The sequence below is a fragment of the Bacillus sp. GZB genome (genome assembly GCF_001975995.1).
GTDB lineage: Bacteria > Bacillota > Bacilli > Bacillales > Bacillaceae > Bacillus > Bacillus velezensis.
In genome coordinates, this window is sequence record NZ_MTQG01000019.1 from 121,445 (window position 1) to 136,516 (window position 15,072).

General features: G+C 49.8%; 12 protein-coding genes. 3 read left to right on the forward strand and 9 right to left on the reverse strand.

Annotation, left to right across the window (positions count from 1 at the left end):
* Nucleotides 1-46: 46 nt before the first annotated feature.
* The 5 genes from BXO87_RS18730 to BXO87_RS18750 all read right to left on the reverse strand — a co-directional run bounded on the left by BXO87_RS18730 (nucleotide 47) and on the right by BXO87_RS18750 (nucleotide 8,146).
* The gene (locus BXO87_RS18730) at nucleotides 47-3,889 is read right to left on the reverse strand and encodes an NTTRR-F1 domain (protein WP_084191238.1); all 3,843 of its coding nucleotides are present in this window, start codon (nucleotides 3,887-3,889) and stop codon (nucleotides 47-49) included.
* Nucleotides 3,890-4,003: 114 nt separating this feature from the next.
* The gene (locus BXO87_RS18735; RefSeq protein ID WP_038463708.1) at nucleotides 4,004-4,702 is read right to left on the reverse strand and encodes a hypothetical protein; all 699 of its coding nucleotides are present in this window, start codon (nucleotides 4,700-4,702) and stop codon (nucleotides 4,004-4,006) included.
* Nucleotides 4,703-4,808: 106 nt separating this feature from the next.
* Complete coding sequence (locus tag BXO87_RS18740; RefSeq protein ID WP_007408966.1) at nucleotides 4,809-6,245, reverse strand: anion permease; 1,437 nt, start codon at nucleotides 6,243-6,245, stop codon at nucleotides 4,809-4,811.
* A 124-nt stretch (nucleotides 6,246-6,369) separates the two neighbouring features.
* The gene (locus BXO87_RS18745; protein ID WP_038457252.1) at nucleotides 6,370-7,635 is read right to left on the reverse strand and encodes a pectate lyase; all 1,266 of its coding nucleotides are present in this window, start codon (nucleotides 7,633-7,635) and stop codon (nucleotides 6,370-6,372) included.
* A 163-nt stretch (nucleotides 7,636-7,798) separates the two neighbouring features.
* Nucleotides 7,799-8,146, reverse strand: a complete 348-nt coding sequence (locus tag BXO87_RS18750; protein WP_003155650.1) for a YflT domain-containing protein — start codon at nucleotides 8,144-8,146, stop codon at nucleotides 7,799-7,801.
* A gap of 190 nt (nucleotides 8,147-8,336) precedes the next feature.
* Between BXO87_RS18750 and BXO87_RS18755 the strand changes: the two genes are divergently transcribed.
* Nucleotides 8,337-8,687, forward strand: a complete 351-nt coding sequence (locus tag BXO87_RS18755; RefSeq protein ID WP_050551736.1) for a DUF3212 family protein — start codon at nucleotides 8,337-8,339, stop codon at nucleotides 8,685-8,687.
* A gap of 127 nt (nucleotides 8,688-8,814) precedes the next feature.
* On the forward strand, nucleotides 8,815-9,834 hold the full coding sequence (locus tag BXO87_RS18760; protein ID WP_038457251.1) for an NADP-dependent oxidoreductase: 1,020 nt from the start codon (nucleotides 8,815-8,817) through the stop codon (nucleotides 9,832-9,834).
* Nucleotides 9,835-9,887: 53 nt separating this feature from the next.
* Here the strand turns inward: BXO87_RS18760 and BXO87_RS18765 are convergent, their stop codons facing one another.
* Entirely contained in the window at nucleotides 9,888-10,334 is a 447-nt protein-coding gene (locus BXO87_RS18765; RefSeq protein ID WP_038457250.1) for a GNAT family N-acetyltransferase, read from the reverse strand.
* 76 nt (nucleotides 10,335-10,410) lie between these two features.
* Complete coding sequence (locus BXO87_RS18770; protein ID WP_038457249.1) at nucleotides 10,411-11,541, reverse strand: DEAD/DEAH box helicase; 1,131 nt, start codon at nucleotides 11,539-11,541, stop codon at nucleotides 10,411-10,413.
* Nucleotides 11,542-11,712: 171 nt separating this feature from the next.
* Between BXO87_RS18770 and BXO87_RS18775 the strand changes: the two genes are divergently transcribed.
* Nucleotides 11,713-13,269 carry an ABC-F family ATP-binding cassette domain-containing protein gene (locus tag BXO87_RS18775; protein ID WP_038457248.1) on the forward strand — a complete coding sequence of 519 codons (1,557 nt, stop codon included), beginning with the start codon at nucleotides 11,713-11,715 and terminating at the stop codon, nucleotides 13,267-13,269.
* Nucleotides 13,270-13,312: 43 nt separating this feature from the next.
* Here BXO87_RS18775 and BXO87_RS18780 read toward each other — a convergent pair whose 3' ends face one another.
* Both BXO87_RS18780 and BXO87_RS18785 read right to left on the reverse strand, forming a co-directional pair.
* The gene (locus tag BXO87_RS18780; RefSeq protein WP_032872451.1) at nucleotides 13,313-14,497 is read right to left on the reverse strand and encodes an MFS transporter; all 1,185 of its coding nucleotides are present in this window, start codon (nucleotides 14,495-14,497) and stop codon (nucleotides 13,313-13,315) included.
* Nucleotides 14,498-14,560: 63 nt separating this feature from the next.
* A complete protein-coding gene (locus BXO87_RS18785) occupies nucleotides 14,561-14,983 on the reverse strand; it encodes a MerR family transcriptional regulator (RefSeq protein ID WP_032872453.1) in 423 nt (140 codons plus the stop codon).
* Between the last annotated feature and the right edge of the window lie 89 nt (nucleotides 14,984-15,072).

Here is a 15,072-nt window from a genome sequence, read left to right on the forward strand (position 1 = left end):
ATCTTCTCCAAGCTTAGATGATCCGCACCAGTCTGGCCGTTTTCACTTAAGAAATCGTAACTCCCGCGCTTGCATATCCCGCCACTGTATTAATAAGCGAAAGGCCTGTCGCAGTGGCGGAGAATACCATTAACAGCCGGGTTTGAGGAGTTACCGCAATGTTCAGCCCTGTCGTGATTCCGTTGCTGATGCTGCCGATTGACAATACGCCGGTGAGGGGAGGAGCTAAAGTGACGGATGCTCCGGGAATCGGCGTGAACGTATTGTTCGGCACTGTGGAACTGTATAATTGTGCGGTTATCGTAACAGTCGAGCCGACAAGCGACAATGCTGCGGTTGTACTGAAATAGGCGGCAATTGATGTAATGGTTCCGCTTCTCGGAGCCGAAAAAGCAAAGTTCAGCAGAGTTCCTCCAGCCCCGGTAAGATCAATTGCACCTCCCCCTCCGACATTGACGCCCGTCACAGAATTGCCGAACCCGACAAGGCTCACCGTTCCGATTAATCCGCCGGCAATGGTCGTCACGGCAGTTGGGAGACCAGAAGCAAAAGGAATGATTGCGCCTGCTCCTGTTGCGCCTGTTACTCCCGTGGCCCCGGTTACTCCCGTTACTCCGGTGGCGCCGGTTATTCCGGTTGTTCCCGTTACCCCAGTTGCACCTGTGGCTCCCGTTACTCCGGTTGCACCCGTTATTCCGGTAGATCCAGTATCTCCGGTTGCTCCGGTCGAGCCTGTTACTCCGGTCGCTCCTGTTACTCCGGTGGCTCCTGTTACTCCAGTTGATCCCGTTACTCCGGTTACTCCTGTTACTCCGGTCGCTCCTGTTACTCCGGTTACTCCGGTGGCTCCCGTTATTCCTGTCGCTCCTGTTGCTCCGGTTATTCCAGTGGCTCCGGTGATCCCGGTTGCTCCTGTTGATCCCGTTACCCCGGTTGCTCCTGTTACTCCGGTGGCTCCAGTATCTCCAGTTGATCCCGTTATTCCTGTCGCTCCGGTGATCCCGGTTGCTCCTGTTATTCCTGTCGCTCCCGTTATCCCTGTTACTCCTGTTGATCCCGTTATCCCTGTTACTCCTGTTGATCCCGTTATCCCTGTTACTCCTGTTGATCCCGTTATCCCGGTGGCTCCTGTTACTCCGGTAGCTCCTGTTACTCCCGTGGCTCCCGTTATCCCGGTGGCTCCCGTTACTCCTGTTACTCCCGTGGCTCCCGTTACTCCGGTGGCGCCGATTTCTCCGGTCGAGCCCGTTACTCCTGTTGCTCCTGTTGCTCCGGTGGCGCCGGTGGCTCCTGTTATCCCAGTTGCTCCAGTATCCCCGGTTACTCCAGTCGCTCCGGTTACTCCAATCGCTCCGGTTATGCCTGTTACCCCGGTTGCCCCCGTTACCCCGGTTGCACCTGTTATTCCTGTCGCTCCCGTTACTCCGGTCGTGCCCGTTATCCCGGTAGCTCCAGTATCCCCAGTTACTCCGGTAGCGCCTGTTACTCCGGTGGCGCCTGTTACTCCGGTGGCTCCCGTTATTCCGGTAGATCCAGTATCTCCGGTTGCTCCTGTTACTCCGGTCGCTCCAGTATCTCCGGTTACTCCCGTTATCACTGTCGCTCCGATTACCCCGGTCGCTCCAGTTGCCCCGGTCGCTCCGGTGACGCCGGTGATCCCGGTTGCTCCCGTTACTCCGGTTGCTCCCGTTGAGCCCGTTGAGCCCGTTGAGCCGGTTGGGCCTGTCGATCCAGTTACACCAGTTGGGCCTGTTACTCCGGTTGAACCTGTTACTCCAGTTGATCCCGTTACACCAGTTATCCCCGTTACACCAGTTGGACCCGTTGCTCCGGTTGCGCCGGTTTCTCCCGTTACACCGGTTGTGCCGGTTGAGCCTGTCGATCCCGTTACTCCGGTTGGGCCTGTTACTCCTGTTGCTCCAGTCACTCCGGTTGAGCCAGTAGCTCCGGTATCCCCGGTCGAGCCAGTTACTCCGGTTGCCCCAGTCACTCCAGTTGCACCTGTTGATCCCGTTGGACCGGCCTCTCCCGTTGGGCCGGTTGATCCGGTTACACCCGTTACCCCAGTCGCTCCTGTTGTTCCCGTTGCTCCGGTTATACCAGTTGGGCCTGTTGCGCCGGTCGCTCCTGTTGATCCCGTGGTTCCGGTTACTCCTGTTGGCCCTGTTGCGCCGGTTGGGCCTGTCGATCCTGTTGCACCCGTTTCTCCGGTTGGTCCGGTTGAGCCTGTTGGGCCGATTTCTCCCGTTACACCGGTTGCGCCGGTTTCTCCTGTTGGGCCAGTTTCTCCCGTTGGGCCAGTTTCTCCCATTGCCCCGGTTACTCCTGTTGCTCCAGTTACACCGGTTATTCCTGTTGACCCTGTTACACCAGTCGCTCCGGTTTCTCCGGTTGAACCTGTTGATCCGGTTGGACCGGTCTCTCCCGTTGAGCCGATTTCTCCAGTTACCCCCGTTGCCCCGGTTGGGCCGGTTGATCCTGTTACACCAGTTGCTCCAGTCACTCCGGTTGAGCCAGTCACTCCGGTTGAGCCAGTCGCTCCTGTTATCCCCGTCGCACCGGTTTCTCCTGTCGCTCCCGTGACCCCAGTCGGGCCAGTCACACCAGTTGCTCCGGTTGGGCCGGTTGATCCTGTTACACCGTTTTCTCCGGTTGAACCAGTTGAACCTGTCGACCCTGTTGGCCCGGTTGGACCTGTTATTCCGGTTGCCCCAGTTACACCAGTCGCTCCTGTTACTCCAGTCGCTCCTGTTACTCCAGTTGGGCCGGTTGGACCGGTTACTCCTGTTGGACCGGTTACTCCGGTTGAGCCGGTTATCCCAGTTGATCCTGTTACACCTGTTGGCCCGGTTGAGCCCGTGGTTCCGGTTTCTCCGGTTGCTCCCGTTGAGCCGGTTTCTCCCGTCGCCCCAGTTACTCCAGTTTGACCGGTTGAGCCAGTTACACCGGTCGCTCCGGTTTCTCCTGTTGAACCAGTTACACCAGTTGGGCCTGTTACTCCCGTTGCACCGGTTGCGCCGGTCGCCCCGGATGCACCCGTCGCTCCAGTTTCTCCTGTTGGACCAGTTACACCAGTAACTCCTGTTGAACCGGTTGAACCAGTTGGTCCTGTCGATCCGGTTGGGCCTGTTGCACCAGTCAAGCCAGTTGTTCCTCTTGCTCCAGTCACTCCGGTTGAGCCCGTGGTTCCGGTTGCTCCTCTTGCTCCTGTTACACCAGTCGCTCCTCTTGCTCCAGTCACTCCGGTTGAGCCCGTGGTTCCGGTTGCTCCTCTTGCTCCTGTTACACCAGTCGCTCCTCTTGCTCCAGTCACTCCGGTTGAGCCCGTGGTTCCGGTTGCTCCTCTTGCTCCTGTTACACCAGTCGCTCCTCTTGCTCCAGTCACTCCTGTGGGGCCCGTCACTCCAGTGGGACCTGTTATTCCTGTTACGCCAGGTTCACCCCCGGTTTGCGCCAATGAAACGTCGTCTATTAAAACCGTGCCGGAAGAAACCTTACTTAATACAATGACGGCAGAGGCCGCGCCAGAAGGCACACTGCTTGTTTTATAGATTTCAGACCATGTGTGGAAGAGCACGTTCGGCAAATTTCCGGGTGTAATATTTTCTTGAATGGAACTGATTTGTTCACCTGCTGCGCTGACATAGTTGATCTGGAGAGTTACTTGGGGACTTGGCTCATTTCCGAGCGTTGCGAGTGATACGAATAGAGTCACTGACTTGGCTGAAATTGGAACGATTTGACTGAGGTAAGCATATGGCTGAGCTCCAATAAATTGCGCAGAATATCTCCCTGAATGTGCAAACAAACTGTTAATCTGAGTATTTGCCGAACTCCACCCCGCTAATGTACCGGTTTCAAAGCTTCCGTTTATAATCGGATTATTCATTCAATCTTTTTCCCTCTCCTTCCCGTTGTTGACCGTCTTACTTATTAAGACAGCATATTAATACGGGCTGTGTTTTGACAACCTAAATAAAAAAGGTGATTTCTTTTCATCACCTTAATCCGATCCTTGAATGGGGAATCCCGTCGCAATGAGGGAGCGGTTTGCCGCTGCGACTTGTGTTACGTAATTCGAAGAAAGGACGGATAAATAGAGCTGGTACGCGGCTGTTTCATCCGCCTTCATTTCGTCGATGTACGTAAAAGGAATTCCTATGATTTGTCCGCCTGAAGAAAAGAGGTTCCGCTCTTGTCTCTGTGTTTGTATCGATACGCCATTTCTTTGCAGATCGACAGCTAAGACCAATGAGAAATGAGACGCGAGCGGATCTAATTCCACGTTTACTTGTATGACGGCATCCGTTTTCACAAATTGATCTGTCGGCGCGGCTATCACTGCGCTTAACACGTTTATCGGTGTTCCTTCTAACGGAATCATCATCTGGTCTGCTGTATTTTGAAAAGCTACCGCAGGAACCGCTCCCGGCGGACCCTCAGGCCCCGGGGGACCGGGCGGACCCGCCTCCCCTTGCGGACCGCGGGAGCCGGCGGGTCCTCTTTTGCCTTCGGGACCTCGCAGCCCGGGTACGCACAAGGCAGATCGGTTTTCATCTGAAGACGGAAACCGTTTTTCCGTCCCTGTTTCCGGTCTTTCAAGTTCACATGGTAATTGTTCATACCGGCGTTTCATATGTCTGCTCATATATTTGTAAGGTTTCTGTTTCAATATCATGTATTGATTACGGCCGCTGCTCATATTATCACCCCGGCCATATTCTATTCGCACTGGAGTCATCATGTGCAGGCCCTTCCCCTTCCTTACAGAAATAAAAAAAGGCAGACTCAGGTCTGCCTTTTTTCTTCTACCATAACCCTAATACTTTCCACCATAATCCGCCGATCACAAGCCATGTCACAATATGGACGATTGACAGGATAAAGCCGATGGACCACCATTTGCTTTGCGATATATAGCCCGCTCCGAAAAAGACCGGAGCCGCTCCTGAGCCGTAATGCGTCGTCGAACCGAAAAGGTTGCTGAAAAACGCCAAGCTGAGCGCCGCCAACAGAGGCGGAGCGCCTGCCGCCACGATGACGGCGAGAAATGCCGCATACATGGCGCTGATATGCGCGGTTGCGCTCGCAAAGAAGTAATGCGTGTAATAATACACGACAATCAGAATCATAAATGCCACAATCCATGAAAAACCGGAAACAGAAGATTTCATCATATTGCTGAACCAAGACACCATACCGAGCTCATTCAGGAAATTCGCCAGCATCACAAGCGCCGCGAACCAAGTCAGCGTATCCCATGCACCTTGTTCCTTTTTGATGTCCTCCCATGTTAATACCTGTGACAAAAGCAAAACGGATAATCCGATCAGGGCCGTCGTCGTTGCGTCAATATTTAAGCTTCCTCCGAAAATCCACAGCGCAAGCACCAATAAAAAGACGATGACCATGGAGAGTTCGGATTTTTTAAACGGACCCATTTCTTTCAATTTTTCCGTTGCGATTTTAGCCGCATCCGGTGTTTCTTTAATTTCCGGCGGATACAGCTTATAAATGACGAGCGGCGTAATGATTAAGCTCGCCAATCCCGGTACAATGGCCGCGATTGCCCAGCTTGTCCATGTGATGTCCACCCCTGCGACATCGTGGGCCAGCTTGGCGATCAGCGGGTTCGCCGCCATTGCCGTCAAAAACATCGCAGACGTAATCAAGTTTCCTTGAAAACCGGTTTTTAATAAGAAAGCGCCGATTTTCCGCTCTGTTCCGTCTGCCGGCGTTGATCCGAAAGTTTCGGATAATGATCTGATAATAGGAAAAATAATGCCGCCCGCCCGTGCCGTGTTGCTCGGAATGGCAGGTGATAAAATTAAATCACTGAAAAGCAGTGAATAAGAAAGGCCGAGTGTTTTCTTCCCGAACCGTTGTACGAATACGTAAGAAATCCTGGCGCCGAGCCCGGTTTTGATAAATCCCCGGGAAATAAAAAAGGCGATGACAATCAGCCAGATTGTCTTGTTTCCAAATCCGCTTAACGTATTTTCAATAGATAGCGTTCCCGTTAACGCGGTGACTGCCAATGCAAAAATTGCAATTGCGCCCATTGGCAAGGGCTTGGAGATAAAGCCGATAATTGTTGCGACAAAAATAGCGAACAAATGCCATGCTTTAGGTTCAAGTCCGGACGGCGCGGGAATAAACCAAATGATTAATCCCACAGCAACAGTAATAAGCAAAGGAATGATTTTTACTGCCTGCTGTTTTTTTGCGTCTTTTTCTGAAGCCATTACAGGTCTCCTCCTATTTTGTTGTCTTCCATCCCCTATCCCATTTTACTACTTAACTAAGTTAATAAACGTTTTTGTTAATTAAAAAACACAAAGGAATATTTTCCTTTGTGCTTCTTGTTTATTATTTTAATATGCCCGACCCAGCTTTAGATATAACATCTGATTTTACATTTGATGATGAGCCAATGGAACCGTGCAATGACGGTGTCCAGCCGACGGACTGACTTAATCCGTTGGCGGCTGACGCGTTAATGGAGGAGCCGTTTAAAAGAGTGCCGTCTTCATGAAGCGCTTTTCCGCCGCTGAAGACGCTGATGACTTTATCAGCAGCCAGTCCCGGCACTTCAAAAACATTATTCTGGGCATATATTTTCGACGCGTGGCCCGCGCCCCACGCATAGCTGAACGGGTATGCCGCGCTTTTAGAGCCTGCGTAAAAATTATTATAAATATGAACCTGCCCGTACCGGACCCGCGGCGCGCGCTGGACGATGTTCTGGTAATAGTTATGGTGAAGGGTCACCTTCAGTTTTCCCTCATCCGACGTCTTGCTGTCGCTGTTTCCGATGACGGAGCCTTTGTCATGGTCATGATATTTATTATAGGACAATGTAATATAATTCGCCCCGTTGGCTATATCCGTCTGGCCGTCATGGTGCTGATATTTTCTCCCGTAATAGTAGGGAAAACCGCTGTCGGGATTCGATCCGTCATTAAAGGTGCAATGATCGATCCAGATGTGCGTCGCGCCGTTAATGGTGATATTGTCATATTCCGAGTTCCAGTTGCCGCTGCTGCCGTCCGTCGGGTCCCATTGCGGAAAATAGTCGTAAGCGTCTTGAAATTCAATGTTGCGGATGATGACATTGTCGACGCCGTTCTTTATATTAAAACTTCCGCCTGTCACTTTGGCATTTGAACCCGAGCCAATGATCGTCGTATTTGAAGGAATGTCAATCACGACCCGTGCCTTCTGTTTTTTTTGCGATCGCTGTCTGGCGTCTTCCTGGGTGCCTGACGGCGCTTTTTTCCCCCATTTGTCCGGGTCGTACGCCTTCAGATAGGCGTTCGGATCATATGCCGGATCTTTATAATCATTAAAGCCGAGTGTTTTATTGCGGTCGTCCGTATTCATATTGATTGTGCCTTGTATGTAAATAATCTTTGGCGTGCTGTTGGCGCTTCCCCCTAATGCGGAAACGAGCTGCTGTCTGTTTGATACGGTGTATACATTCGATGAAGAGGCTTTCGCGCCGCCGGTTGTCCCGCCGGAAGCGGCTCCCCAGCCGTCATTTGTTCCTAACGTCTGCCGTCCCAGATCAGCGGCATAGACGTCTGCAGGGATCATACATAAACAAACCGCCAGCATAAATAACATTTTTTTCATGAATTGTGCTCCTCCTGATTCTTTGTTCCAATTTATTACAATCGAATTGTATCAAATCAGTTGAGAAACAGCACCGAAAATGTACAGAATGTGCCTTTCGGTTTTATTGCGGAAACCGCAAAAAAATCCCAAGGGACCGAAAACCCCTTGGGATCTGTTCAGCTTACGCCCATGACTTTACTTTTTCGTTATCCGTGACAAACAGAAGAACTTTTCCTTCATCTAAGCGCTTTTCAAATTGTGACGCTTCCTCTTCTGAAAAGCCGATTTCGTGAATTTTGTTGCGGAGCTCGTCGCCTTTTTTATTAAACATATTGCCGACCGCGTGTTTAATGCCCGTTTCTTTCGCTCCGATGGTATTGACATCAGTATTATCGGCCAGGCGGTCCGTTCTGTCGTCATCATGTGAAAGCACATATACGTCCTCTTTTGCAACACCCAGCTGCTGAAGCTCTTTTACGTCCTGCATCAGTTTTTGATCATTTGTATATTCTCTTACTACCGGTTTCATTGATAAGTCCTCCCTTTTGTTTTGTATATTGGATGTTTACCCGATCAATCAAGGATCAAACAAAAGAAAGAGAGTTCAGTGGGAAAACGGGCAGATTGTCGGTGGATATTTTCTGGCGGGACATGTTACAGTAGAAAAAGCAACTTTTATCAGAAAAATAAAAATCTTCATGAGCCGATTAAGCAGGGAGGTGGTTCCTATTCATTACTTTTCACCGGAACAGCGATTTAACGCTTGGGTTGTCAGTGATTTAGTGAAGCAGGTATTCCGCCGGCATACCCGCTGCCCGGATGGAATAAAAGAGCTTACGGCCTTTGCTGAAGATACTTTTCATATTAATATCGATTTCGTTTTCTCTATCATTATCAATATCGGTGATATCGAATCCGTTCTGCCGACAGAAATTGAAAATAGGCTGAATTCTTATCTGACCGCGCTTCAGCCCGTGATTACCGCTGACATGCTTCATTCTTCAAAAACAAATGCCTATGAATATTTGGAACATGAGAAAAACACCGATGTGTACCGGTTATTCTATTAAATATGCATATAAGGAAAGAAGGGCCCTGGCCCTTCTTTTTTTATGGCCGCTGACGGTTTGATTTTGTAATCGGGAAATGGTTCGTGTTACATTTGGAACAACCACTTATCTTGAAGGAGGATTCAGTATGCCGAATCATCAGCAGCAAATTCAATTGGCAAGACGCCCCAAAGGCGTTCCCGCCCATGACGATTTCCGCTTTGAAACGATTGCCGTGCCCGAACCGAAAGACGGCGAAGTGCTTGTGAAAACAAGTTATGTGTCCGTTGATCCGTACATGCGCGGACGGATGCAAGATACAAAATCATATGTAGAGCCGTTCGCTTTAGATGAAGCCATAACAGGCGGAGTGATTGCCGAGGTTCTGACAGACGGCGATAAGCTGAAAAAAGGAGATGTTGTGATCGGAAATCTCGCGTGGCAGGAATATTCAGCCGTCAATGAGTCCGCCCTCCGCAAGTTGGATACGGATATCGCACCCGCCCAGGCGTATCTCGGCATTTTAGGGATGACCGGACTGACCGCTTACTTCGGGCTGCTCGATATCGGCCGTCCGAAAAAAGGCGAAACCGTCGTCGTTTCAGGCGCGGCGGGCGCCGTCGGCTCAACAGTCGGACAGATTGCCAAAATCAAAGGCGCGCGGGTTGTCGGCATCGCCGGATCTGATGAAAAAATCGCGTATTTGAAAGAGGAGCTTCAATTTGATGAAGCCATTAATTACAAAACGGCGGATGATATTCAAAAAGCGCTGGAACAGGCATGTCCTGACGGCATCGATGTCTATTTTGACAATGTCGGCGGACCGATTTCAGATGCGGTGATAAACCTGCTGAATGAATTCGCCCGCATTCCGGTATGCGGAGCGATCTCATCGTACAATACCGAAAGTGAAGAAGAAGACATGGGCCCCCGCGTCCAGCCGAAGCTGATCAAAACAAAAGCGCTGATGCAGGGATTCATCGTCAGTGATTATGCTGACCGCTTTTCCGAAGGCGCGAAACAATTGGCCGAATGGCTCAAAGACGGAAAGCTCCACTATGAAGAAACGATTACGGAAGGATTCAAAAATATTCCTGACGCGTTCCTCGGCCTGTTTAAAGGAGAAAACAAAGGCAAACAGATCATCAAAGTCAGTGATCTAAGTTAACATGATGATAAAAAAAAGGAGGGCTTTGTCCCCTCCTTTTCTGCTTTTTCGCATCAGCCGCGAAGAATCAAAGTAAGAAAGCCGTCTTCATCCGGCTCCGTATCTTCCAAAGTGAATCCCGCTGCTTGAAAGCAGGCTAAACTGATTTGATTGTCTTTTTCGATGCTTGCCGCCCATTCCCGCACGCCGGTAAACCCAGGATCAGTCAGCAGTTTTTGCAAGATCTGTTTTCCGTACCCTTGAAGCTGGTACAAAGGATTGACGATCAATCCGATATACGCCCGCTCCTCCACAAATTCTATAGAGACCATGCCTGCCGGAAGCTGCCCGTCATATGCCATAATGACAGTATCGTCTTCATCTTCACTCAATCGTGCATACCACGCGTCTAATGGCAGCATCGCATCCATTCTCCGTCTGATATTATCGTTCTTAAACCCGTGTTCAAGTATTTTCAGCTCAGGTTCCTTCAATATTTGACATCTGTCTATTGAAACCATCTTCCCACTCCCCCGCCTGAATTCATATTCCATTATTTTACAACAAAAAAAAGAAGGGCTTCCCGCCCTCCGTTTCTTATTTCTCAGATAGTTTTCCGCCTGAATAAACGGCCTCTTTCAGCTCAATTCCGAGTGATTTGGCCATTTTTTTCAGTTTGGATTCTTCCATCGGCGTGACAAGGCTGAGTACGGTTCCTTCTTTACCGGCCCGCCCCGTCCGGCCGGATCTGTGGATATATCCGTCTTCATTCGGGATGTCCGCGTGAATGACGTACGGAAGATCATCGATATCGAGTCCGCGCGCCGCAATGTCAGTCGCCAGAAGAAGCGGAAATTCTCCCCGTTCAAACGCTGATAATATCTTTGCCCGCTCCATTTTTTTCGCTTCTCCGTGCAGGATGCCGAGGTCCACATGGTGATAGGCGAGTTTTTCCGCATAGACGCTTAAATTCCCGATATCTCTGACGAACACGAGCGCCTGCATGCCGTTCAGCCGTGACAGTTTTTGCAAAAGCTTCACTTTATCCCGCTGATCACAGACGAGATATTGATGTGTGACACGCGCTTTTTCCGCCGTATTCCGCTCCACTTTCAAAACGGCCGGTTCGTGCGCGATGGTATTCAGCACCTGTTCTGTTTCCGGCTGCAGCGTAGCGGAAAAGCTTAAAAGCTGTCGGTCTTTCAGCGTCGTTTTAATGATTTTTTTCATCGTTTCGCGGTGTTCCTTTGTCACGAGCTGATCCGCTTCATCAAGAACGATCGTCTTGACTTCATGCATTTTCAGCTTTTTCGCCTGAATCAATTCGAGCACCCTGCCCGGTGTGCCGGCAATGATATGCGGTTTATTTTTGAGCTTCTCCACCTGCTTTTTCACGTTTGCCCCGCCGATCAAAGACAAAGCGCGAAGATCGGAGCCTTTTTTCCAATCCTGAATCACTTGAAAAATCTGCATCACAAGCTCGCGGGACGGCGCTAAAATGATCACTTGCGGATGTTTCTGTTCCGGGTTGATCCGCTCCATCACCGGAAGCGTGTACGCCAATGTTTTTCCCGTTCCCGTCGGGGATTCTGCGATGACGTCTTTCCCTTCCATAATCACCTGAGCGGCTTTTTCCTGAATGACGGTCGGCTCCTGAAAGCCTGAGGCCTCCCAGTTTTCGGCGATAAATGGTTGTGTATGCTGTAAAAATGGCCATGTTTGGGTCATGTCGTTCTCCTCAATTCTTAAAATCTACTCCATAGTATCTCAAATGCACGCGCCAAACGCAATTTTCTTTTTCCTTCCAAGCCTTTTAACAAACGGTCTCCTCCTTTATAATCATAAATGAGAAAGACACATGATAAATAAAACGTGTCTGATAACGATAGAGGTGTAATGATGAGTATTTTATCCGTAAAAGATTTAAGCCACGGCTTCGGTGACCGTGCGCTTTTTAACAATGTATCGTTCCGTCTTTTAAAAGGGGAACACGTCGGCTTAATCGGAGCAAACGGCGAAGGTAAATCAACGTTTATGAATATTATTACCGGAAAACTTGAGCCTGATGAAGGTAAGGTTGAATGGGCGAAAAACGTGCGTGTCGGCTACCTCGATCAGCATACCGTGCTTGAAAAAGGAAAAACGATCCGCGACGTGCTGAAGGATGCGTTCCATTACTTATTTGCAATGGAAGAGGAAATGAATAAGATTTACAACAAAATGGGCGAAGCAGACCCTGATGAGCTTGAGCAGCTGCTTGAAGATGTCGGTGTCATTCAAGACGCCCTGACAAACAATGATTTCTACGTGATTGACAGCAAAGTTGAAGAAATCGCCCGCGGCCTCGGCCTGCAGGATGTCGGACTTGACCGCGACGTCACAGATTTAAGCGGCGGACAGCGGACGAAAGTGCTGCTCGCCAAACTGCTTTTGGAAAAACCGGAAATCCTTCTGTTGGACGAACCGACCAACTACCTTGATGAACAGCATATTGAATGGCTGAAACGCTATTTGCAGGAATATGAAAATGCGTTCATCTTAATTTCTCACGACATTCCGTTTTTAAACAGCGTGATCAATTTGATTTATCATGTGGAAAATCAGGAGCTGACGCGTTATGTCGGCGACTACCATCAGTTTATGGAAGTATACGAAGTGAAAAAACAGCAGCTCGAAGCCGCCTATAAAAAACAGCAGCAGGAAGTGGCTGAGCTGAAAGATTTCGTCGCCCGCAACAAAGCGCGGGTCAGCACGAGAAATATGGCGATGTCCCGCCAGAAAAAGCTTGATAAGATGGATATGATCGAACTGGCGGCCGAAAAACCGAAACCGGAATTCCATTTCAAGCCTGCGAGAACGTCAGGCAAGCTCATTTTTGAAACGAAGGACTTAGTCATCGGCTACGATACTCCGCTGTCACGCCCGCTCAATCTCAGAATGGAGCGCGGACAGAAAGTCGCCCTGTACGGCGCAAACGGCATCGGGAAAACGACGCTGTTAAAAAGCCTGCTCGGTGAAATCCAGCCGCTGGAAGGCACGGTGGAACGGGGCGAGCATCAATACACGGGCTATTTCGAGCAGGAAGTGAAAGAAACCAATAACAATACGTGCATCGAAGAAGTGTGGAGCGAATTTCCTTCCTTTACCCAGTACGAAATCCGCGCCGCCCTCGCCAAATGCGGCCTGACGACCAAACACATTGAAAGCCGCGTCTCCGTTCTCAGCGGAGGAGAAAAAGCGAAGGTCAGATTGTGCAAGCTGATCAATTCAGAAACAAACCTGCTCGTGCTTGACGAACCGACAAACCACCTGGATGTCGATGCGAAAGAAGAGCTGAAACGCGCGCTGAAAGAATACAAAGGCTCCATTCTGCTGATTTCCCACGAACCCGAGTTCTACATGGATATCGCAACGGAAACATGGAATTGTGAATCTTGGACGACGAAAGTGCTGTAAACACAAAAAGGAACTCCCGCCTGTGCGGAAGTTCCTTTTTTTCTTAATGTCCGGCTTTTATTCCGGCGAGATGTTTGCGTCCCATGAGAAGGACAAGCATGCCGACAAAAACGACGATCCCGCCTACTGTATATGGAGTGCTTGCGGTGAAGTGTTCTGACAGCATTCCCGCAATCCACGGAGCGAGCGCACCGCCGATAAAACGGACTGAGCTGTAGGCTGAAGACGCGATTGAACGTTCAACCGGCGCAGAACCCATCACAGCGGTTGTCATGATCGTATTCACCATACCGAGAACAGCACCGGCGACAACGATACACGTAATGATCAACGTCTGATGGTCAGTCCAGATCCCCATGACGATGAGAATGACCGCAAAGGCGATAAAGAGAACGACGAGCGAACGCACTGTTCCCAGCGCTTTGTGCAAGAGCGGCGCCGTAAAGACTGACGTAATTGCCAGCAATAACCCCCAGCCGAAGAAGACGTATCCAAGGCCGTGTTCATCTAAATCCAGCACGAACGGAGAATAAGCAAGCAAAATAAAAAATCCAAAGTTGTATAAGAATGCAGATACTGCCATTGTCAAAAGGCCTTTATATTTGAGCGCCTTCATCGCATCAAACACACCGACGCGTTTCGCCGGTTTCGGCAGCTTCGGCAGCATGAGTGAAATCGCGCAAAGCGCTATGAACATGAGGACAGACACTCCGAAGAACGGAGCGCGCCATGAAATGCTGCCAAGCTCTCCGCCGGCAAGCGGCCCGACGGAAATCCCCAAGCCGAGCGCGGCCTCATACAAAATAATAGCTTTGGCGCTGCCGCCGACAGATACCCCGACAATGACGGCAAGCGCGGTTGAAATAAAGAGAGCATTCCCAAGCCCCCAGCCGCCGCGATAGCCGACAAGCTGAGCGATTGAACTTGAGCTTCCGCCAAGGGCGGCAAACACGATGATAAAAATAAGTCCGAGAAGCAGCGTCCATTTTGCGCCGATCCGGCTTGAAATCGCGCCGGAGAAAAACATCATAAAACCGGTAACGAGCAAATAACTTGTAAATAACAGAGATACTTCACTAGGTGAAGCATGTAATTGTGCGGCGATCGCCGGAAGAATCGGATCGACAAGACCGATTCCCATAAAGGAAATAACACAGGCAAACGCAACCGCCCAAACGGCTTTCGGCTGGCTGAATAAGCCTGTTTTCTGTTGTGATGATGTATCCATTTGACCAGACCTCCTGTTTCATCCATTAAAAGAAACGCTATATCCATAGCGTTTACAGCAAAATCATTCGATTGATTGAATGGCGCGTTCAGCTTTTTCTTTCATTCCGTTAAGGCGCGTTTTAAAATGCTGAAATGTGCTGATCTTCTCATCAATCATCTCAAGCTGGTGGTTCAAAGCGTGCTGAATCTCTTCCAGCTTTTCTTTCCGTTCCTTCGGATCCAGTGACAACAAGTACCCCTCTTTGTTTAATTCCAGCTGACGGCTCATCTCCATAAACTGCTGAAGCTCCTGAAGGGAAAAACCGAGCACTTCTTTTGTGCTGGTTACTTTTTCGAGCTCCTCCATATCATCTTCAGAGTAAAGCCGGACGCCGCCTTCTGTCCGTTTAGGAGCAGGAATCAAACCAATCTCCTCGTAAAAACGAATGGTTCGTTTTGTCAATCCGCTTCGCTTGGCAACTTGATCAATCTTCATCCATTCCAAGGTGAATCCCCCTCTTGTCGTATCTGTTTCTATTATACACCATTTGAACCTTAACGTAAACGTAAACTTTTTATGCCTGATAAACTTGG

Excerpts from the sequence above, each read along its gene's own strand:
- BXO87_RS18730 (WP_084191238.1), bottom strand. The coding sequence starts at position 3,889 with ATGAATAATCCGATTATAAACGGAAGCTTTGAAACCGGTACATTAGCG.
- BXO87_RS18735 (WP_038463708.1), bottom strand. The coding sequence starts at position 4,702 with ATGAGCAGCGGCCGTAATCAATACATGATATTGAAACAGAAACCTTAC.
- BXO87_RS18740 (WP_007408966.1), bottom strand. The coding sequence starts at position 6,245 with ATGGCTTCAGAAAAAGACGCAAAAAAACAGCAGGCAGTAAAAATCATT.
- BXO87_RS18745 (WP_038457252.1), bottom strand. The coding sequence starts at position 7,635 with ATGAAAAAAATGTTATTTATGCTGGCGGTTTGTTTATGTATGATCCCT.
- BXO87_RS18750 (WP_003155650.1), bottom strand. The coding sequence starts at position 8,146 with ATGAAACCGGTAGTAAGAGAATATACAAATGATCAAAAACTGATGCAG.
- BXO87_RS18760 (WP_038457251.1), top strand. The coding sequence starts at position 8,815 with ATGCCGAATCATCAGCAGCAAATTCAATTGGCAAGACGCCCCAAAGGC.
- BXO87_RS18765 (WP_038457250.1), bottom strand. The coding sequence starts at position 10,334 with ATGGTTTCAATAGACAGATGTCAAATATTGAAGGAACCTGAGCTGAAA.
- BXO87_RS18770 (WP_038457249.1), bottom strand. The coding sequence starts at position 11,541 with ATGACCCAAACATGGCCATTTTTACAGCATACACAACCATTTATCGCC.
- BXO87_RS18775 (WP_038457248.1), top strand. The coding sequence starts at position 11,713 with ATGAGTATTTTATCCGTAAAAGATTTAAGCCACGGCTTCGGTGACCGT.
- BXO87_RS18780 (WP_032872451.1), bottom strand. The coding sequence starts at position 14,497 with ATGGATACATCATCACAACAGAAAACAGGCTTATTCAGCCAGCCGAAA.